Here is a 19,445-nt window from a genome sequence, read left to right as displayed (position 1 = left end):
GACGGCGTGATCGCTTCAGTTCTCCACTTCTTCGATCCCCCCGGGGCGCCAGGACTTGTCGAAGAACGGTTCCAGCGGGCTGTAGAGCCGCAGGCACACACACCATCCCCTGCCCGGCGTCGTCTGGATCCAGTTGCCATCGGGTACGCCGTCGGGGAGGTCGGGCGCGAAGTGCACCGTCGTCGACCCGTCGGGATCGGCGGTTGCAGCCGGGCGGGGGTAGGCCTGGCTGCCGACCTTCGAGAATCGTTGCGGTGTGTCGAGCATGGACCGGGTCTGGTTGTCCCACGCGGTCAGGGACCAGAACCTGGCGGCCGGGATACCGGGGGGAAGCGACATCTTGTAGTGCTTGGCGCCGTCGAGGGTGCGGTCCTCTCTGTCCGCGGCCGCGACGAGGTACTGCGAGCCGAGGTTCGTGATCCGCATGCACATCGCCGGGCTGATTCCCCAGGCGAGGTAGAAGAACTGGGTGCGTAGATGAAGCTTCCGTGCGCCGTCGGACGGGTACGGCCGGATTCCCGTGTCGGTGACTTCCGCAGGCGGGGTCATGAAGTCGTAGCCGCCCGCGAACAGGCCGTTGACCCATTGCGACGACTCCCCGTAGTAGTGGACCCCGTCCTCCGTGCGCGGGCGGAAGGTGAGGGTGCGTGCGATCGCATTGCCCACGGCGGCTGCCTCGGTCAGGATCTCCCGCATCCGCGCGTCCGGCTCGAAGGGCTTGCCCTTGACGATCCCGATCGCGGCGAGCTCGCCGGCGATCTCGGCATCGAGCGCCTCTGCGGGCTGGTCGCTCACCAGGTCACTCGCGAACTGGTAGAACGAACTGTCGTTGGGATTGACGGTGTTCATGGAGAGACCGGTTCCCTCGACGAACCGTGGAGCAGGTGGCTTCTCGATCCGGGGAGCCCAGGTTTCTGCAGTCCAGGGGAGCGCAGGGGCCGGACCACCGGTCACGATGGCTCCGATGCTCGTACCGTAGCCTCCCGGCATGTAGCGGTGGATCCGCATCGTCTCCTTGATCCGTTCGACCCCTGGCTTCGGGTCGTTGTCCTCGAGGAACGCCCGTCCCCACACGAAGATCCGCGTCGTCCTGCAGCGGCTGACGAAGAACCCGCCCTCCGGTAGGGGGCCTTCGTAGCCGGGCGGTAGCAACAGGTACTTCCCGCCGGCGCCGCGGTCCGGGCCCCCCATTCCGCCGTCGGTCACCCCGCGTGCCCACATGTCGTTCATGAACGTCAATGTGAGCGGCGGGATCTCCACCACCAGGGGGCCGTCGGTCAGGTCCGCGAACGTGGAGAAGTAGAGGGAGTCGGAACTTCCCCCGAGCAGGATCGTCTCGGAGTCCAACATCCCCGACCACACGACGACGTCGTTGTCCCGGATGCCCGCATCGAGATACCCCTTGCGCATCGCCCAGGTGTTGACTCCGGGAAGTGCATTCAGGAACGCGTTGACGGCATGCAGGTAGTCGAGATGGTCGTAGATCCGTTTCGTGGTCTCCTCGGTCGGCCTACCGAGCGGGAACTCCAGCTTGCCGAAAGCTGTCTCGATTTCCCCGGGTGTCGAGATCGAATTCAGAACCTGCTCCGAAGGCCGCGTGGTTTCGTCCATGATGTCGGTCTCCTCTCGGAATCGGTGGAGTGCCGGCGGGTGCGGATCTCGCGCCGGTCTCGGACCTCGACCGAACGGCTGCTCGTCGACGCCGGGGCCGCCCTCGTGCACGATCCGGAAGTGCTCCCATCGGGCATCGTCCCAGACAAAGGCCCTGGTCGCGGCGCATTCGTCGGATCACCTGCACGCAACATGGGGCCGACGGCGACGGTTTGCTGCTGTCCTGACAGCCGGCCGACCGGGCGCTCGCCGTTGTCGGCGGCTCCGTCGCCGGACGCTCATGACTACCGGCGAGCGTTGACGGAGGCGGACGACCGCTCGTCTCGCCCGGCGGCGAGCCCGCGATGACGATACGTTCGGTGTATGTCGAACGAAACCGAAAGTGCCGTTCTGCCCCTCAGCACCCCGGTCACGATGAGCATCGTCCGTGCGTTCCTCGCGGGCGCCCCGGAAGACGCCACGCTGGAACTCGATTCGTCCAACTCGGAAGAGCCGAAGCTCGTGCTGACGTGGGCGAAGCGTCAGGAGGACTGAATCCACCGCCCGAGCAGCCCGGCCCGCTGCGGTCAGGTCCGCTCGGAGTTCTCCCGCTTCTCCCAGTCGGCGTCGACCTGCTCCTCCAGGGTCCATCCCGGGGTTCCCGCCCGCGGATGCGTGTGCGCCCACGCCAGGGCCTCGTCCTCGGTCGCGAACGGCTGCTGGTCGACGACGGACCCGTCCTCGTTGACTATCCGAAAGTGCTTCATAGTCAAAATCGTTGCAGGCGCTCGTCCCGATCGGGCCGCATTCGGCCGAACCCGGCCGTGCGAACTCGCGTGAAAGCGCTCCCCTCGCGCAGGCCCCGGCGAGAGAATGAGGAGGCCAGCCGGGTTCCCGAGGAGGCGGAGCCGTGGACTACGCCGAATACCGTCGTTTCGATGCCGTGGGCCTTGCCGGGCTCGTCGCGAGCGGGCAGGTCGACGCGGGGGAGCTGCTCGATGCGGCGCTGAGCCGACTCCACGCTGTGGAGCCGACTCTGAACACGGTGGTGTACCGGCTCGACGAGCGTGCCCGTGCCCGGACCCGCGAACCGCTCACCGGTCCGTTCGCCGGGGTGCCGTTCCTGGTCAAGGACCTGTTGCAGGACGTCGCCGGGACGCCCACCGGAAGTGGCAGCCGCGCCCTTGCGTCACTGCCCGCCGAGCGCAACGCGCTGGTCGTGGACCGGTGGCTCGGGGCGGGACTGGTGATCTTCGGGAAGACCAACACACCCGAGTTCGGAGCGAAGGGCATCACCGAGCCGGAGGTCAACGGTCCCACCCGTAATCCGTGGAATCCCGCGCACACCCCGGGCGGATCCTCCGGGGGTTCGGCCGCCGCGGTGGCAGCGGGGGTGGTGCCGGCGGCGGGTGCGAACGACGGCGGCGGTTCGATCCGTATCCCGGCGGCGTGCTGCGGGCTGGTCGGCCTGAAACCGGGACGTGGCGTGGTTCCGAGTGGTCCCGCGTTCGGTGAACTCCTGCACGGAGCCGTCACCCACGGGGTGGTGACTCGCACGGTCCGGGACACGGCGGCGATGCTGGACGTGCTCGCCGGTCCGGACCCGGCGGGGCCGTATCTGGTTGCCATGCCCGAGTATTCGTACTCCTCTGCGGCGTCGGTAGAACCCCGCAGGCTCCGCATCGGATTCGCGACGGAATCGCCGCTCGGTACGCCGGTGGATCCGGAGGCCGTCGCGGCCGTCGCCGATGCGGCGAGCCTGCTCGGCGAACTCGGGCACCACGTGGAACCGGCGGCCACCGGAGTCGACGAACGTCGCCTCGCAGTGGATTTCCTGACGATGTGGTTCGCGGGGGTGGCCGTCGAGATCCGGCGGGCCCGTCGGCTCACCGGGTGTGGTCCCGAGGGATTCGAGATGGACACCCGCCTTCTCGCCGCCCTCGGGGACTCGGTGCGGCCGTCCGAGTACCTCGCCTCGCTCGAGCGGTGGAACGGATACGCCCGCCGGTTGGCGGCCTTCCATGAGACGTACGACTTGTTGCTGACTCCGACGCTCGCGTTCCCGCCGGCGCGGATCGGTGAGTTGACCACCCCCCGCGTCGTCCGCGCCGCCGGTCGCGTCCTCCTCGCGGCACATCTGGGAGGGGTCGTCCGCCGGGTGGGCGTCATGGACCGCATCGTGGACGAGAACCTCGGTCGGACGCCCTACACCCAGTTGGCGAATCTGACCGGAAGGCCGGCGATTTCGTTGCCGCTGCACTGGACGACGACGGGCCTGCCGCTCGGGGTGCAGTTCGTGGCGCCCCTGGGCGGGGAGGGTTTGCTGCTGTCCCTGGCGGCCGAACTCGAGCGGGCGCGACCGTGGTTCGATCGGCAACCACCGTTGTCGGCGGCGGCTGCCTGACGGAGTGTCGGCCACGCGTCAGGGCAGCGGCGCGCCCGCCGTCAGCAACAGCACGGCCCCCACCGCGACGACGACCGCGATCATCACGACGATCGCTGCCGTGCCACGAGGCTCTTCGGGGTCTCCGAAGAACGGCTCTTCCTTGTTCCACTTCCACGGCCGGCGCACCCCTCTATGAAACCGGGTGACCGGTATGTCCGCAATGTGACGACCCGTGCACCGGCTCGGTCATGGCGACAAGCGTCGCCGCTCGGGTCGAGATCAGTTCTTCGTCGCCTCGACCACCCGCTCCGCCACCTCACGCGACGACGCCGGGTTCTGCCCGGTGTAGAGGCGGCGGTCGACCACGACGTGCGATTGCCACGCCGGTCCCGTGGAGAACTGGGCGCCGCTCTCGCGGAGGCGATCCTCGAGCAGCCACGGCGCCTTCTCTGCCAGCCCGGCCTGCGTCTCCTCCTCGTTCGTGAAGCCGGTCATCCGGTACCCGTCGAAGAGCCAGACGCCGTCCGCGCGTCGGGCCGGCAGCAGTGCGGCGGGGGCGTGGCATACGACGGAGACGAGCTTGTCGGCGTCCAGGAAGTTCCCGAGCAGCCGGCCGAACGGTTCGGACACGGCAAGGTCCTCCATCGGGCCGTGCCCACCCGGGACGAACACGAGGTCGTAGTCCTCGGCGCGCACGTCCTCGAGCACGGTGGGGGAGTCGAGGACCGGCTTCAGGTCGGTGAGGGTCTGCCGCAGTTCGTCGCTGCGTTCCTCGCTTCCGGCGGCGTCGGGCGCGAGGCTGGCTTCGTCCACGACCGGGGTGCGACCACCCGGTGTGGCGAACGTGATGTCGAATCCGGCGTCGGTGAACACCCGGTACGGCTCGATCAGCTCCTCGGCCCAGAACCCCGTGGGGTGTCGCGTCCCGTCGGCCAGCGTCCAGTGATCGGCTCCGGTGACGACGAACAGCACCTTGGTCATGATTGAAGTCCTTCCGGTCGGGAAAGGGTCGTGGGCGACCCCCGGACTGCGTTCCCGTTCCCGGCCGATTCCAATCGCCGACCGAACGTCGCCCGGAATGACGAACGCCCCGGCGCAGGGCCGGGGCGTTCGCGTGGCCGGGTCTTCCCCACCGGCCGCCGTCCACTGTACGCCCTCCGGACGGCGGCCCTTCGCACGGGCCTCCAGGGCAGAAAGACCGCCGGGATCGTCTGGCGGGCTTGTCATCCCGCAATCCGGTCCGGCAGTGACGCGGGTCAGGCCCGGGCGGAGAAGATGCCGTGGTAGTCGTACGGACCGCTCGGCGGCTGCGAGGTCGCGACGGGCTCGGTGTTCCCCTCGTCGCCGGGAGTGGTGGGCTCGACGAAGAGCGGCGTCTGGAACTCGGTTTCGTTGTGCATGATGTCCTTTCGGGCCGGCGAGCCGGGTCGGGGCGGCGGAGCCGCAGCTGTGGTACCCCGACGCTGCCGCCGCTACACCCGTACCCGGTATGCGGGTACGACGGTCACGGGACAGGCTCGGTTGGTGGTGCTCGACCGAAATCACGCTGTACTCGCCCGATCGGAAGCGATCGACCGAGACGTGTCGTCGATGCAGTCACCCTACACGGCGGGAGGTGGCCGATGCGTTACGCGTATGGAACCTGTGCGTGACGTGTCGCGGGGTGCGGCGCGACGAGGTGGGGCAAAGTCTTGTTCGTCCTGTTCGAGGGCGTCTACGGTGAGTGCGGACCGCGTGTACGACACTGCGAATCGGAGGCCGCTATGAAGGCCGGCAAGATCGTCATGTTCGTTGTAGGCGTCCTGCTGTCGATGCTCGGCCTGGCGTTGCTCGTCGCCGCCGGAGTGCTCGGCTGGGGATACTTCGTCCAGCGCGACGACGGTTGGTTCACCGCTCCCACCGAGCGTTTCCGCACCGACTCGAGCGCCCTCGTCTCCGAGCGCATCGACCTGGTCTTCGACGACGCGCCGACAGGTTTCGGCGCCGAGGACCTCGGCCGGCTCAGATTGCGTGCGGCGTCGGAGGATCCCGGCCGGCCGGTGTTCGTCGGCATCGGCCCGCAGGCGGAGGTCGACGCCTTCCTGTCCGGCGTCGCGCACGCCGAGCTCACCGACGTCCGGTTCGAGCCGTTCCGCGCCGAGTATCGCGAGATCCCGGGCGACGACCCTGCCCGGGTGCCCGGTGACGAGGACTTCTGGGCCGCGTCGGCCTCCGGCCCGGGAACCCAGGAGCTGCGCTGGGAATTCCAGGAAGGGGTGTGGTCGATCGTCGTGATGAACGCCGACGCCACCCCGGGCGTGGCGGTGGACCTGCAGGCGGGCGCCCAGTTCCCGTTCCTGGGACCGCTCGCGCTGTGGCTGCTGATCAGCGGGCTCGTGCTACTGGTGATCGGGGTGCCGCTGCTCGTCCTCGGAGCGGTGGGACTCGGCCGGCACGGCCCGCCCTCGGCGCACGCTCCGCCGCCCGCAGCCGTCGCCCCGGGCGCCTATCCGGTGATGCTGCGCGGCGATCCGGACGCGCCGTCGCGCGGGCTGTGGCTCGTGAAGTGGCTCTTGGCGATCCCGCACTACATCGTGCTCTTCTTCCTCGCGATCGCGCATTTCGTCACGACGATCGTCGCGGGCTTCGCGATCCTGTTCACCGGCCGCTACCCGCGGCCGCTGTTCGACTTCAACGTCGGGGTGATGCGGTGGTGGTGGCGCGTCGGGTTCTACACGTACGCGGCCCTGGGCACCGACCGGTATCCGCCCTTCACGCTGCACCGCACGGACTATCCCGCCGATTTCGACGTCCCCTACCCGGAACGTCTCTCCCGGGGGCTGGTGCTGGTCAAGTGGTGGCTGCTCGCCGTCCCGCACTATCTGATCCTCGCCGTGCTCGTCGGGGGTGGGGCCACCGCGGCGTCCGGGAACGGCGACGACTGGGACGACGCGGTGTGGACCTACTCGTGGTCGCTGCTCGGCATTCTCGTGCTCGTCGCAGCGATCGCCCTGCTGTTCACCGCCCGTTACCCGAGCGGAGTGTTCGATCTCGTCGTGGGCATCAACCGCTGGCGATTCCGCGTGTGGGCCTACGCGGCCCTGCTGCGCGACGAGTACCCGCCGTTCCGGCTCGACCAGGGTCCCCGGGAACTGCACGAGTACGCGGGACCCGAGGGGCCGCGCGACGACCTCTCGCCCGAACACGGCTCCACCCGCACGCAGATCCCGCTCTCGAAGGAGCAGTACGGCGACGCGACCTCCGGGGAGCAGGCCCGCCCCGGGGAGGGGCGCTGACGGTCCCGGACATGAGACGTGGCCTCGTCGACAGGGTCGACGAGGCCACGCGCGTCCGGGCGTGCCGCGGCACTACTTCTTGAATGAGTCCTTGACCTTGCCGGCGGCGTCGGAGATCTTGTCGCCGGCCTGCTTGAGGCCGCTCGACGCCTGGTCGCCCCGGCCCTCCGCCTCGAGGTCACGGTCGCCGGTCGCGCGGCCCGCGCCCTCCTTGGCCTGGCCGGACACGTCCTCCGCCTTGTGCTTGGCCTTGTCGATGAAATCAGCCATGTCTCCTCCTTCGTCCGTGGTCGCTTCCGCTGCCGGTTACCCCACCGCACTGCAACCCAATCCCCCGCGCCAACCCAATCCCCGCGCCGCGGGTTTGGGCGCCGCGTCACCGGGGAAAGCCCCGGGCATGGCTACTTACCGAGTGATCGACCCCAAGGGCGAAGTGGTGGCGACCAAGGACATCGAGAGCGCGGACGACGCGCACGCCTGGTTCGTGGACTCCAAGGCCGACAACAGCGAGCTGGGCTGGCGCATGGAGGTCAAGGTCGAGGGCGACCACGACTGGCGGTTCTTCGACGACACCGAAGGAACCTCGTAGCGCGCCCGTCACAACCAGTTGCGTTGCTTGAACACGATGTAGAGCATCCCCGCCGACCCGGCGATGATCGCGGTGCTCGACATCACCCCGCTCCACTGCCCGAAGCCCGGGTACGGCAGGTTCTGGCCGTACCAGCCCGTCACCGCGGTGGGCACGGCGATGATCGCGGCCCACCCCGTGAGCTTCTTCATCACCGTGTTCAGCCGCGCGTCCTGCAGCGAGAGGTTGGTCTCGAACACCGTGGTGACCATGTCGCGCAGCGACTCGGTCCACTCCGTCGCGCGGATCACGTGGTCGTACAGGTCGGTGTACCAGCCGTCGAGCTCGACGGAGTTGCCCCGTTCGGCCCGGTGCCGCATCACCGTGGCCACCACCTCACGCATCGGAAGCACGACCCGGCGCAGCTGGACGAGTTCCTTGCGTACCCGGTAGGTGTGACGCTGGAGCGCGCGAATGTGCGCGCGCTCGTCGAACAATCGGTCCTCCAGTTCCTCGATCGCGTCGTCGAGCCCCTGAATGGTCTCGAACTGACCGTCGACGACGACGTCGAGCAGCCCGTGCAGCAATGCGGCGGTGCCGTGCCGGAGCAGATCGGAGTTGTCGTCCCAGCGCCGCATCACCTCCACGACGTCCAATCCGGTGCCCCGGTGCACCGTGACCAGGCCGCGCGGGACCACGAACACCGAGACCCGCGTGGTCCGGAGCCGTGACCCGTGCGCGTCGGCCGGCTCGCTCTCGTCCGCCAGCGACGTGGCGTAGATCGTCATGAAGGTGTGGGTGGCGTAGCGGGTGACCTTCGTGCGTTCCCCGTGCGCCACCACGTCCTCGACGGCATGCGGATCGAAATCCAGCTCGTCCGCGACGGCGGACAGCTCGCGGTGCGTCGGATCGTGCAGGTCCACCCACACCAGGGCCCCGTCTTCCTGAAGGTGCTCGGAGACCTCGGCCAGCGGAAAGTTCTCGGCGACGAGCCGTCCGTGGTGCCAGAGCCGGGTGCGGACGTGGTCGGGAACAGCAGCGGTCACGCTCGCAGTCTGCCCTACCCGGCCGCCGACGCGTGCCCCGACGGCCGGTACCCGGAGGGTGGCGCTCAGAGCGCGGTGCTCGTGCCGCCGGTCTCCGCCAGCCGCAGCATCTCGTCGAGAAAGGCCTCGTCCACCGCCGGCCAGTCCGGGGGCCACAGCAGGGTCCGCAGCCGGTCGCGGAGCAACGGGAGAACCGACACCACATGGGCTCCGCCGTCGACGAGATAGCGGAGCATGCCGAGCCGCCCACACGTGGCCACCGCGGGGGCCAGCACGTGCTGGGCCTCCTCGAGACGTCCGGCCGCGTGCAGGCACGCCACCAGCAGCCGCGCGGCCTGGAGTTCGGCGCGGTACCGGCCGCGGCCGGAGACCCGGCGATGCCACAGCCGGGCCCAGTCGCAGGCCCGGGACACGTCCTCGGGCCGGCCCGTGCCGTAGAGGAGACGGATGGCGGTGGCATCCTCCACCTGTGCGGTGATCTCCGCGATGCCGTCCGGATCCGGGGCGTCGGAATCCGGCATCTCCCGCGGGACGGGTGGCGGAACCGGCAGGCCGAGCCGCATGCGTTCGTTGATCACCCGGGCGCGCAGCCGCGGCAACCGGTAGTCGTCGGCGGCCCGCGCTCCCTCGTCGAGCAGTGCCGCCGCCGCGGCGCGGTCACCGCGCAGCGCCTTGAGCCGCGCGGCCGTGACGAAGCGGGCGATCATGAAGTCCGGTACGCCGCCCTCGGTTCCGAGCTCGTGACTCTCGTCGAGCAGGGCTTCGGCCTCGGCGATCCGCCCCTGCTCGTAGAGCAGCTCCCCGAGCATGGCGGCGGCCAGGCGCGCGGCATGGGTGTGGATGCCGCCCCCCTTGCGGGCCGCGCGCAACCCCGCGCGGAAGTGGCTTTCGGCCGCGGCGACGTCGAGCTGCTCGTTGGCCGCGATGCCGAGCAGGCACAGCCCGTACACGAGGCTGAAGGGGCCGTTGGTGGCCCGGTGGTACGGCTCGGCCCACCGCTGCCGCCGCCGAGCGGACTCGAAGTCGAACCGGTAGACGTCCACGAAGGTCGCCACGTTCGCCGCGACGGACACCACCCAGGGCCGGAAGGCGTCCGGGTCGTCCAGGCACGGCGCGACCTTGTCCGCGACGCCGGCGGTGTGGTCGGTGGAGACGGCGACGACACCGTCGACGACGTCTGCCTCGACCTGTAGGACCGCGATGTCCTCCTCGGCCGCGTTGCAGCAGCTCAGGCATCCCCGTGCCGCGGCGAGGGCGACGCGGGTCTGGTCGGCCCGTTGCAGCAACGCATTCGCCCACGCCACGGTCATCTGCAGCTGCGGATGTGCCGCCACCACGCGTGGCGGTAGTTTCGCGACCAGCGCCAGCAGCGTCGTCATGTGGGAGTGCTCGACCAGGAGCATCCCGTCGGCGGCGACCATCTCGACCGCGAGTTCCTGCTCGTCGGCGCTGAGCGCATGGTCCACGGCTTCGCGCAGCATGTGCTGGTGCGCAAACCATTCCGCGGCAGCGTGGTGCAGCACGCCTACGCGCTCGGGGTGATCGCGTTCGAGCCGGCGGCGCAGGAAGTCCGCGAACAGCCGGTGGTAGCGGAACCAGCGGCCTTCGTCGTCGACCCGGCGCAGGAACAGGTCCCGCTCCTCGATCTGCTCGAGCATCGCCTGCCCGTGCGGTTCGCCGGTGAGCGCGGTGGCGAGGCTGCCGGTGATCTCCTCCGTGATCGACGTCGCGAGCAGGAACTCGTACAACTCCGGCTCGAGGGTGTCGAGCACGTTGTCCGCGAGGAACTCGCCGATGGCGTGGTGCCGGCCGGAGAGGTTCTCGATCAGGTCGGTCGGATCCTCACTGTCGCGCAGCGACAACGACACCAGTTGCAGCGCGGCGACCCAGCCGTCGGTGACGTCGGTCAGGCCGCGGACGTCTTCGGGCTCGAGGTCCAGGCCGCTCACGTCGCGCAGAAAGGCGTCGGATTCCTCGGCGTCGAAACGCAGGGCGTCCGAGTCGATCTCGATCAGTTCGTCGAGGACCCGCAGCCGGCTGAGCGGCAACCCGGCCTGGCTCCGGCTGGTCACCACGATCTGCAGGTGATGGCACCCGCGGTCGAGGAGGAAGTCCAGTGCCGCGACGGTCCCCGGGGCGGTGACGAGGTGCCAGTCCTCGATCACCAGGGCCACCGGCGTCTCCTCCCGGTGGATCTCGTCGATCAGGGTGGACAACACGTACCGCTCGGCGTCGTCGCCGTGGGCCTCGAGCACCTGCCGCAGCTGACGTGCGAACTGGGGGCGCACCTGCCGGAACGCCTCGATCAGGTGGGTGAGGAACCACACCACGTTGTTGTCGTCCCGGTCGACCGCGAGCCACGCCACCGCGACACCCTCGGCGGTGAGTACCTCCCGCCACTGGGCGGCCAGCGTCGACTTCCCGAACCCGGTCGGGGCGTGGATCGCGACGAGGCGGCGGCGCCGGCCGAGGCGCAGCCGGTCGATGAGCCGGGTGCGCTCCACCAGCGGCCGGGTGGGTGCCTGCGGCCGGAACCGGGTCACCGGCACCGGCGGCGTGGTGATCGCGGTGGGCGTGGGGTGCGGTCCGGTGGTGTGCATGGTCCCCGCGACCGGCAGCGGCCCGTGCCCGTCCGCGTCCACGGGCAGCGCCATCTCGTCCACGTCGCAGCCGCCCCGCTCCTGCGCCTGCTGCAGCAGCTCCCCGAACTCCGCGGCGGACTGCGGGCGGGCATCCGGCTCGGTGGCCATGCCGCGCTCGAGGGCCGAGCACATGTCGTCGGGGACGCCGGTGCCACGCAGATCCGGGACCGGTTCGGTCGTGATCCGCAGGAACTGCGTGACGACCTGCTCGCCGCGGCGCCGCTCGAACGCCGCGTGCCCGGTCAGCGCGCAGAACAGGGTGGCGGCCAGGCCGTAGACGTCGGCGGCCGGGGTGGGGGGCGTGCCGGCCAGGATCTCCGGCGCGGTGAACGCCGGGGAGCCCGTGATCGCACCCGACGAGGTGCGGAAGCCGTCGCCGATGCGGGCGATGCCGAAGTCGGTGAGCTGCGGTTCGCCGTACTCGGTGAGCAGGATGTTCGCGGGCTTGACGTCGCGGTGCAGCACGTCGGCCCGGTGCGCCGTCTCGAGCGCGCCGGAAAGCTTGACACCGATCCGCAGCACGTCCGGCCACGGCAGCGGCCCGTAGCGGCGGATGCGGGCCTCGAGCGAGTCGTGCGGGTGGTAGTGCATCACCAGGTAGGGCCGGCCGCTGCCGGTCGTGCCGACCTGCAGCACGGTGACGATGTGCGGGTGCCCGGAGAGCCGGCCCATCGCGCGCTGCTCGCGGAGGAACCGTTCGAGGTTGTCGGCGTCGAGCGTCGCGGTGAGCACCTTCACCGCGACGGTGCGGTCGAGTGCCGTCTCCCGGCACCGGTACACCACCCCGAAACCGCCGCGGCCGATCTCCGCTGCGTCCGCGAACCCCGCGAGGCGCAGATCTTCGACGGTCTCGTTCTCCGCCGCGCCGGCGGGGGAGACCGGGGCTCGCCGGGTGGCGAGCGGATCGTTCTCTGCCATCGGGGCACTCACCTCACGTGGATTCCTCCAGGATAGTCCCGGGTGTGGCGGGCACGACACGGATCGATCGCCGGTTCTCCATTACCGTTGTCCGGCCGGGTCACCCGGCAACGACGGCCGGAAACTCCGGGAAACGACACTGCGATCGGAATTGGGAAACGATGAAGAAGACTCTCGCGGCGCTGTTCGGTACGGGTGCGGTGCTGCTCGCGGCGGCCTGCGGATCGTCCGGCGACTCCGGCTCCGCAGGCGAGGGGACCACCGAGTCCACCACCGCCGCGCCGAGCACGAGTCAGGTCACCGGAAGCACCGGCATCGAGCTGGGCCAGAGCTACGACCAGATCTGCAGCGCCCTGGTGCCGTACTTCGACCAGCTCGAATCCTGGGGGCAGGACCGCACCCAGGCCGCGACCTCCGTCGCCGACGCGCAGCAGTCGCTGCCGGGGTGGGCGGAGCTGAGCGAGGAACAGCAGGCGGAAACGCTGCGCGCCATCGAGAACGCCGGCAAGGGGCAGTGCTGACCGGCGACTCTGCTGCCGGCGACGAGCTGTTCGGCCGGTTGCGGCGCCTCCCGGACGTGGAGGCGCCCAACCTGGTCGCCGTCGACGCCGCCGACAGGTTGATCCTCGACGAAGCCGACGCCGCGCTCGCCGCGGCGCCGGCCGGGACCGTCGCGGTGATCGACGACCACTACGGCGCCCTCACCCTCGGCGTCGCCGTGCGGTACTCCACGGCGGGGATCCGGGTGCATCAGGACTCGGTGGTGGGGGAGCGGGCCCTGGCCGCGAACGCCGCGCGCGAGGGCCTGTCCGACCGCTTCGCCGTGCACGGTCTCGGTGCCGATCTGCTCACCGGTTCCCGGGTGGTGCTGCTGCAGCTGCCGCGGTCGCTCGCCGCGCTCACCGAGATCGCCGAGACCGTCGCCCGGCACGCCGACTCCGGCGTGACGGTGTTCGCCGGTGGCCGCGACAAGCACATCACGCCCGCAATGAACGAGGTGCTGGCCCGGAGCTTCACCGAGGTCCGTGCCTCCCGGGGCCGGCAGAAGTCGCGGGTGCTCACCGCCCGCGGCCCGATCGTCGCCGAGCCGACCTACCCGGTGACCGAGACGGTGCCCGACGTCGGGCTCACCGTCGTCGCGCACGGTGCCGCGTTCGCCGGTTCCCGCCTGGACATCGGCACCCGCTTCCTGCTGGACTTCCTGCCCCGGCTGCCACACGACGCGAAGACCGCCGTCGACCTCGGCTGCGGCACCGGCATCCTCGCCGTCGCGGCGGCCCGGCGGTTCCCCGGGCTGCGGGTGATCGCCACCGACCAGTCGGCCGCGGCGGTCGCGTCGGCCGCCGCCACCGCCGCCGCGAACCATGTCGCCGACCGGGTCGAGGTATTGCGCGACGACGTCGCCGGGTCGCTGCCGGACGCCTCCGTCGACGTGGTGCTGTGCAATCCGCCGTTCCACGTCGGCGCCGCCGTGCACACCGGCGCGGCCGTGAAGATGTTCGGCGCGGCGGCCCGGCTGCTCCGCCCGGGCGGGGAACTGTGGACCGTCTACAACACCCACCTGAACTATCGTGGGATGCTGCAACGGACGGTCGGCCGCACAGAAGTTGCAGGACGCAACCGTAAGTTCACCGTGACCCGCTCCGTGCGCACCCGGTAGAGTCCGGTTTGTCCGTGCTCGGCTCCGGTCCGGGGAACTCCCGGCGTCCGCGGATCGTTGAACGGACAGAACCGACCACGAGAAGGGATGTGCACGGTGCGCACCACCAGTAACCCGGTGTTCCGCAACCTGCCCAAGCAAGAGGGCGGCGGATACGCCACGTTCGGCTCTGCGACGGCGGGCGCCGCGCAGGTCACCCAGCAATTCGGCCAGCCGCAGTACGCGCAGGCGGACCCCTGGGCCCGGCCCACCACCGAGCGGTCGATGACGATCGACGACGTCGTCACCAAGACCGGCATCACGCTCGGCGTGCTGGCGATCTCGGCGCTGATCTCCTACGTCCTCGTCAACGGCAACGTGAACCTCGCCGCGCCGTTCGTCATCGGCGGTGGTCTCATCGGCCTGGTCCTGGTCCTCGTGGCCACCTTCGGCCGCAAGATGGACAACCCGGCCATCGTCCTGGCCTATGCCGTCGCCGAGGGCTTCTTCCTCGGTGCGCTGTCGTTCATGTTCACCGACATCACCTTCGGTGGCGCCGGCGGCGGAACCCTGATCGTCCAGGCGGTGCTCGGCACGTTCGGCGTGTTCTTCGGCATGCTCGTCGTCTACCGCACCGGAGCCATCCGCGTGACCCCGCGCCTGACCCGCATGATCGTCGGTGCGCTGATCGGTGTCCTCGTCCTGGCGCTGGGCAACCTGGTGGCGAGCTTCTTCGTCGACGGCGGCCTGGGCCTGCGCGACGGCGGCACCCTGGCGATCGTCTTCAGCCTCGTCTGCATCGGCATCGCCGCGTTCAGCTTCCTGCTGGACTTCGATGCCGCCGATCAACTCATCCGCGCCCAGGCGCCGGAGAAGGCCGCGTGGGGCGTCGCCTTCGGTCTGACCGTCACCCTGGTCTGGCTGTACGTCGAGATCCTGCGTCTGCTGTCGTACTTCCAGAACGACTAGCCGAGCTCTCCGGCCACCGTGCCGGCCGCGGGCCCCGGGAACAGCCGTTCCCGGGGCCCGCGGCGCGTCCGGGGCAGCCACAGCCGGGCAGCCGACGACGTCAGCGGCGGCTCCGGCACCGGACCGCCCGCCCAGTGGCCCAGCGCGGCGGCCAGCACCGGCAGCAGGTGGCCGGCCGCCAGCTCGTATCCCGCGGCCGACGGATGGAACCCGTCCGCGGAGAACAGGCGGTCCGGCGCGGAGAGGAACTCGGGCGTCAACAGGTCGGCCAGCGGCACCGGATGCCCACCGGCCGCGCGCGTCGCCGCGGCCTGTGCGCGGGCCAGTTGCCGCCCCCACGTCCGTACCACCGTGCGCAGCGGCTGGGGGATCGCACCGACCACCCCGAGGTCGGGGCACGTGCCGACGACCACGACGGCGCCGCCGGCGCGCAGCCGGTGCACCGCCGAGCCCAGCCGCTGCGCCGAACGATGCAGCGGCTGCTTCGCGGTCACGTCGTTGGCGCCGACCAGGATCACGGCCGCGTCCGGCGGCGGGCCCGCCACGTACATCGCGTCGACCTGCCCCGCCAGGCCCCGCGAGGTGGCCCCCGCGATCGCCTTCGTGCTGAGCCGGACCCGGCGACGGGACTCGTCGGCCAGAGCGCGGGCCAGCAGCACCCCGGGCACCTCGGCGGCGCTCGCGCAGCCCAGGCCGGCCGCCGTCGAATCCCCGAAGATCATCAGGTGCAGGTCGGACGGCACGTCGCTGCGCCACGGAACCGGGGACTGCGCTCCGGGCAGGTACACCCCGTCCGCCTCGGGCGGCTTCGCCCAGGTGCGGCCGATGACGCCTCTCGCCGCCGTCGCCTGGCGCATCAGGTACGTGTACGTCAGCCACGAGGCGCCGCCGGCGCCGGAGCCGGCGGCGACGGCCGTCGCGCCGGCCAGCGCCGCGGCGCGCCAGGACGTTCGGGGCACGGGAGAACACCTTTCCGACGGGGACGACCACACCCTGGAGTTGCCGTGTCCAGTGTGCGTCGAATGCGCCGCTCGAGCAGCCGGAACGACGTCGCACCGAGCCATCTGAGACCATGGAGGAATGCGCATAGCGGATTCCGTCGTCGGTCTCATCGGAAACACGCCGCTGGTCAAGCTCAACTCGGTGACGAAGCCGGGTTCGGGGCTGGTCGCGGCGAAGGTCGAGTACTTCAACCCCGGTGGCAGTTCCAAGGACCGCATCGCGGTCAAGATGGTCGACGCCGCCGAAGCCTCGGGTGCGCTGAAACCGGGCGGCACCATCGTCGAGCCGACCTCCGGCAACACCGGCATCGGTCTCGCGCTCGTCGCGCAACAGCGCGGCTACAAGTGCGTGTTCGTGTGTCCCGACAAGGTCAGCGAGGACAAGCGCAACGTGCTCCGCGCGTACGGTGCCGAGGTCGTGGTGTGCCCGACCGCGGTGCCCCCGGAGCACCCCGACAGCTACTACAGCGTCTCCGACCGGCTCGCCCGGGAGCTGCCCGGCGGCTGGAAGCCCGACCAGTACTCCAACCCGGCCGGCCCGGAGAGCCACTACGAGACCACCGGCCCGGAGATCTGGCGCGACACCGACGGCAAGGTGACCCACTTCGTCGCCGGCGTCGGCACCGGCGGCACCATCACCGGCACCGGCCGCTACCTCAAGGAGGTTTCCGGCGGCAGGGTCAAGGTGATCGGCGCCGACCCGGAGGGCTCCGTCTACTCCGGCGGCACCGGTCGCCCGTACCTCGTCGAGGGTGTGGGCGAAGACTTCTGGCCGAGCGCCTACGACCCGTCGATCCCCGACGAGATCATCGCCGTCTCCGACGCCGACTCGTTCGACATGACCCGCCGTCTCGCCCGCGAGGAGGGTCTGCTCGTCGGCGGGTCGTGCGGCATGGCCGTCGTCGCCGCCCTGAAGGTTGCCGAACGCGAGGGGCCGGACGCGCTCGTCGTGGTACTGCTTCCCGACGGTGGGCGCGGCTACATGTCGAAGATCTTCAACGACAACTGGATGGCCTCGTACGGTTTCCTGCGGGCCCCGCTCGACGGCAAGCCGGACGATTCGACCGTCGGCGACGTGCTGCGCAGCAAGTCGGGGGAGCTGCCCGCCCTGGTGCACACGCACCCGTCGGAGACGGTCCGCGACGCCGTCGAGATCCTGCGCGAATACGGGGTCTCGCAGATGCCGGTCGTCGGCGCCGAGCCGCCCGTCACCGCCGGTGAGGTCGCGGGCAGCGTCAGCGAGCGCGAGCTGCTCAGCGCCGTCTTCGAGGGCCGCGCGAGGCTGGCCGACCCCGTCGCGAAACACATGAGCCCGTCGCTGCCGCTGATCGGTGTCGGCGAGTCGATCGCCGCCGCCACGAAGGCGTTCGGCGACACCGACGCGCTGCTGGTCATCGACGACGGCAAGCCCGTCGGGGTGATCACCCGCCACGACCTGCTCGGGTTCATCAGCGCCGGGTCGTAGCGGCCGCGACGGTGGCCCGGGGGGTGTTCCCCGGGCCGTCGTCGTTCCGTCCCCGACTAGGCTGAGCGGCATGAGTGAGCAGCGCAGCCACGGATTTTCCACCCGAGCGATCCACGCCGGATACGATCCCGACCCGGCGACCGGCGCCGTCAACGTCCCCATCTATGCGAGTTCGACGTTCGCGCAGGACGGCGTCGGCGGGATGCGCGGCGGATTCGAGTACGCCCGCACCGGAAACCCCACCCGCAGACCGCTCGAGGCGAACCTCGCGGCCATCGAGGCGGGCACCTTCGGCCGGGCCTTCAGCTCCGGCATGGCCGCTACCGACTGCCTGCTGCGTTCGGTGCTGCGGCCCGGCGATCACCTCGTGATCCCCAACGACGCCTACGGTGGCACCTTCCGGCTGATCGACAAGGTGTTCACGCAGTGGGGCATCGAGTACACGCCCGCGCCCATCTCGGACGTCGACGCCGTGCGCGAGGCGATGCGGCCCACCACCAAGCTGGTGTGGGTCGAGACCCCGACGAACCCCCTGCTCAACATCGGTGACATCGCGGCGCTCGCCGACGTCGCGCACACCGGTGGGGCGAAGATCGTGGTCGACAACACGTTCGCGTCGCCGTACCTGCAGCAGCCGCTCGCCCTGGGGGCCGACGTCGCACTGCACTCGACCACCAAGTACCTCGGTGGCCACTCCGACGTGGTCGGCGGCGCGCTGGTCACGAACGACGAGGAACTCGACACCAAGTTCGCGTTCCTGCAGAACGGTGCGGGCGCCGTCCCGGGCCCGTTCGACGCGTACCTGACGATGCGCGGCATCAAGACGCTGGCGCTGCGCATGGAACGGCACAGCGACAACGCCGAGAAGATCGTCGAGCTGCTCGACGGGCATCCCGCCGTCGCCCAGGTGATCTACCCCGGCCACGAGGCACACCCCGACCACGCCGTCGCGTCGAAGCAGATGCGCCGGTTCGGCGGCATGGTCTCGCTGCGCCTGGCCGGCGGCAAGCAGGCCGCCCTCGACTTCTGCGCACGCACCGAGATCTTCACCCTCGCGGAGTCCCTCGGTGGTGTCGAGTCGCTGATCGAGCACCCGGGCGCGATGACGCACGCGTCGACCGCCGGCTCGCTGCTCGAGGTCCCGGAAGACCTGGTACGCCTGTCCGTCGGCATCGAGGACGCCGCCGACCTCGTCGCGGACATCGAGCAGGCACTGGAGGCGTAACCCGGATGTGACTGCGGCGAGGCGGCGGATGGACGTCTCTTCTCTCAGTTGCCGCAGGAACCGCTCGGTCGACCCCCGAACCGCCCGGTCGACCCCTCTGACGACGGGTGATCGAGCGCCGCCTCCGCTGTTGATGTAACTTCGAGTTCGCTGTGTGGCGCGTCACAAGTGTGAAACTGGAACACGTTCTTGCATGCGGGTGATATCCAAGTAACGAAACCGCACCGGTGACGGAGATCACAAGTACGGTGAAGTCGGTCGTCAGAGGGATGGGGGAGTTCGCGTATGTCAGTTGACCCGTCGGCGGTGATTGTGGCGGTGGCCACGGCGGCGAGTGCCCTGGTACAGGGGGCGGACATCCCGGAGCAGATCAAGGAACAGGTGACGCAGGCGGTCGAGTCGTTCCAGGCATCGACCGAATCCTCCGCCGCGACCACGGACCGACAGGTCGCCGACCTGGTGGCGGGGTTGCCCGAGCCGATGCGTCCGGCGGCGGAGCAGGCCGTGGCGGACGCGACGTCGGCGGCGAAGGACGCGCTGATGCCGCACCTGCCGGCGGAGGCCGCGGCGGTGCTCGAGCCGCCGCCGGCGCCGGTGGAGAACCCGGTGCAGGCCGTGGTCGAACAGGTGCCGTCGGTGCTGGCGCCGGCGGCACCGGCGGGACGGCCGTCGGTGTTCGGGGCGCCGGCGACCGGGGCGACGGGCAGCGGCGGGTGGGGGC

Annotated in this window: 18 protein-coding genes and 1 pseudogene; 10 read left to right on the top strand and 9 right to left on the bottom strand. The window is 70.4% G+C overall.

From position 1 onward, the window contains the following. Positions 1–15: 15 nt before the first annotated feature. The gene (locus G6038_RS07215) at positions 16–1,611 is read right to left on the bottom strand and encodes a DUF1254 domain-containing protein (RefSeq protein WP_165036993.1); all 1,596 of its coding nucleotides are present in this window, start codon (positions 1,609–1,611) and stop codon (positions 16–18) included. Between the two features lie 363 nt (positions 1,612–1,974). On the opposite strand from G6038_RS07215, the gene G6038_RS07210 reads away from it, so the two are divergent. Beyond that, positions 1,975–2,145, top strand: a complete 171-nt coding sequence (locus G6038_RS07210; RefSeq protein WP_165036991.1) for a hypothetical protein — start codon at positions 1,975–1,977, stop codon at positions 2,143–2,145. A 32-nt stretch (positions 2,146–2,177) separates the two neighbouring features. Here the strand turns inward: G6038_RS07210 and G6038_RS07205 are convergent, their stop codons facing one another. Then, positions 2,178–2,357 (bottom strand): hypothetical protein, encoded by a 180-nt coding sequence (locus G6038_RS07205; protein ID WP_165036989.1) that lies wholly within the window; start codon positions 2,355–2,357, stop codon positions 2,178–2,180. A 143-nt stretch (positions 2,358–2,500) separates the two neighbouring features. Here G6038_RS07205 and G6038_RS07200 point away from each other — a divergent pair, with 143 nt between their 5' ends. After that, positions 2,501–3,994 carry an amidase family protein gene (locus G6038_RS07200; protein WP_165036987.1) on the top strand — a complete coding sequence of 498 codons (1,494 nt, stop codon included), beginning with the start codon at positions 2,501–2,503 and terminating at the stop codon, positions 3,992–3,994. Between the two features lie 18 nt (positions 3,995–4,012). Here G6038_RS07200 and G6038_RS07195 read toward each other — a convergent pair whose 3' ends face one another. The 3 genes from G6038_RS07195 to G6038_RS07185 all read right to left on the bottom strand — a co-directional run bounded on the left by G6038_RS07195 (position 4,013) and on the right by G6038_RS07185 (position 5,376). Then, positions 4,013–4,162: a hypothetical protein gene (locus tag G6038_RS07195; protein ID WP_165036986.1), complete on the bottom strand. Its 150-nt coding sequence runs from the start codon at positions 4,160–4,162 to the stop codon at positions 4,013–4,015. A gap of 93 nt (positions 4,163–4,255) precedes the next feature. Then, positions 4,256–4,957 (bottom strand): type 1 glutamine amidotransferase domain-containing protein, encoded by a 702-nt coding sequence (locus tag G6038_RS07190; RefSeq protein ID WP_165036984.1) that lies wholly within the window; start codon positions 4,955–4,957, stop codon positions 4,256–4,258. Between the two features lie 275 nt (positions 4,958–5,232). Then, positions 5,233–5,376 carry a hypothetical protein gene (locus G6038_RS07185; protein ID WP_006935784.1) on the bottom strand — a complete coding sequence of 48 codons (144 nt, stop codon included), beginning with the start codon at positions 5,374–5,376 and terminating at the stop codon, positions 5,233–5,235. Positions 5,377–5,739: 363 nt separating this feature from the next. Between G6038_RS07185 and G6038_RS07180 the strand changes: the two genes are divergently transcribed. Continuing rightward, positions 5,740–7,251, top strand: coding sequence for a DUF4389 domain-containing protein (locus tag G6038_RS07180; protein WP_165036982.1), 1,512 nt, complete (start codon positions 5,740–5,742; stop codon positions 7,249–7,251). 72 nt (positions 7,252–7,323) lie between these two features. On the opposite strand, the gene G6038_RS07175 is transcribed toward G6038_RS07180, so the two are convergent. After that, a complete protein-coding gene (locus tag G6038_RS07175; protein WP_165036980.1) occupies positions 7,324–7,521 on the bottom strand; it encodes a CsbD family protein in 198 nt (65 codons plus the stop codon). A 127-nt stretch (positions 7,522–7,648) separates the two neighbouring features. On the opposite strand from G6038_RS07175, the gene G6038_RS07170 reads away from it, so the two are divergent. After that, positions 7,649–7,840: a hypothetical protein gene (locus G6038_RS07170; RefSeq protein ID WP_165036978.1), complete on the top strand. Its 192-nt coding sequence runs from the start codon at positions 7,649–7,651 to the stop codon at positions 7,838–7,840. An 8-nt stretch (positions 7,841–7,848) separates the two neighbouring features. Here the strand turns inward: G6038_RS07170 and G6038_RS07165 are convergent, their stop codons facing one another. After that, positions 7,849–8,865, bottom strand: coding sequence for a magnesium transporter CorA family protein (locus G6038_RS07165; protein WP_165036976.1), 1,017 nt, complete (start codon positions 8,863–8,865; stop codon positions 7,849–7,851). A 65-nt stretch (positions 8,866–8,930) separates the two neighbouring features. Beyond that, positions 8,931–12,425 (bottom strand): serine/threonine-protein kinase, encoded by a 3,495-nt coding sequence (locus tag G6038_RS07160; protein WP_165036974.1) that lies wholly within the window; start codon positions 12,423–12,425, stop codon positions 8,931–8,933. A gap of 161 nt (positions 12,426–12,586) precedes the next feature. Here G6038_RS07160 and G6038_RS07155 point away from each other — a divergent pair, with 161 nt between their 5' ends. The 3 genes from G6038_RS07155 (at position 12,587) to G6038_RS07145 (ending at position 15,033) form a co-directional block, all read left to right on the top strand. After that, positions 12,587–12,946 (top strand): hypothetical protein, encoded by a 360-nt coding sequence (locus G6038_RS07155; protein ID WP_165036972.1) that lies wholly within the window; start codon positions 12,587–12,589, stop codon positions 12,944–12,946. Continuing rightward, positions 12,940–14,085: a methyltransferase gene (locus G6038_RS07150; RefSeq protein ID WP_165036970.1), complete on the top strand. Its 1,146-nt coding sequence runs from the start codon at positions 12,940–12,942 to the stop codon at positions 14,083–14,085. Before G6038_RS07155 ends, G6038_RS07150 begins: the two co-directional genes overlap by 7 nt. 96 nt (positions 14,086–14,181) lie before the next feature. After that, a complete protein-coding gene (locus tag G6038_RS07145; RefSeq protein ID WP_029542200.1) occupies positions 14,182–15,033 on the top strand; it encodes a Bax inhibitor-1/YccA family protein in 852 nt (283 codons plus the stop codon). Here the strand turns inward: G6038_RS07145 and G6038_RS07140 are convergent. Beyond that, the gene (locus G6038_RS07140) at positions 15,030–15,992 is read right to left on the bottom strand and encodes an SGNH/GDSL hydrolase family protein (RefSeq protein WP_165036968.1); all 963 of its coding nucleotides are present in this window, start codon (positions 15,990–15,992) and stop codon (positions 15,030–15,032) included. The two genes, G6038_RS07145 and G6038_RS07140, sit on opposite strands and share 4 nt — an antisense overlap. 121 nt (positions 15,993–16,113) lie before the next feature. Here G6038_RS07140 and G6038_RS07135 point away from each other — a divergent pair, with 121 nt between their 5' ends. From G6038_RS07135 to G6038_RS07125, 3 genes and pseudogenes are all read left to right on the top strand, one after another. Then, positions 16,114–17,499 (top strand): cystathionine beta-synthase, encoded by a 1,386-nt coding sequence (locus G6038_RS07135; RefSeq protein WP_165036966.1) that lies wholly within the window; start codon positions 16,114–16,116, stop codon positions 17,497–17,499. Positions 17,500–17,569: 70 nt separating this feature from the next. Further along, positions 17,570–18,724 carry a cystathionine gamma-synthase gene (locus G6038_RS07130; RefSeq protein ID WP_165036964.1) on the top strand — a complete coding sequence of 385 codons (1,155 nt, stop codon included), beginning with the start codon at positions 17,570–17,572 and terminating at the stop codon, positions 18,722–18,724. A 285-nt stretch (positions 18,725–19,009) separates the two neighbouring features. After that, a pseudogene (locus G6038_RS07125) lies at positions 19,010–19,445 on the top strand (lytic transglycosylase); the annotation flags it as partial.

The sequence above is a fragment of the Rhodococcus sp. 14C212 genome (assembly GCF_011058195.1).
In the GTDB taxonomy this organism is placed as follows: domain Bacteria; phylum Actinomycetota; class Actinomycetes; order Mycobacteriales; family Mycobacteriaceae; genus Rhodococcus; species Rhodococcus aetherivorans.
This window is presented reverse-complemented; position numbering and strand designations above follow the sequence as displayed.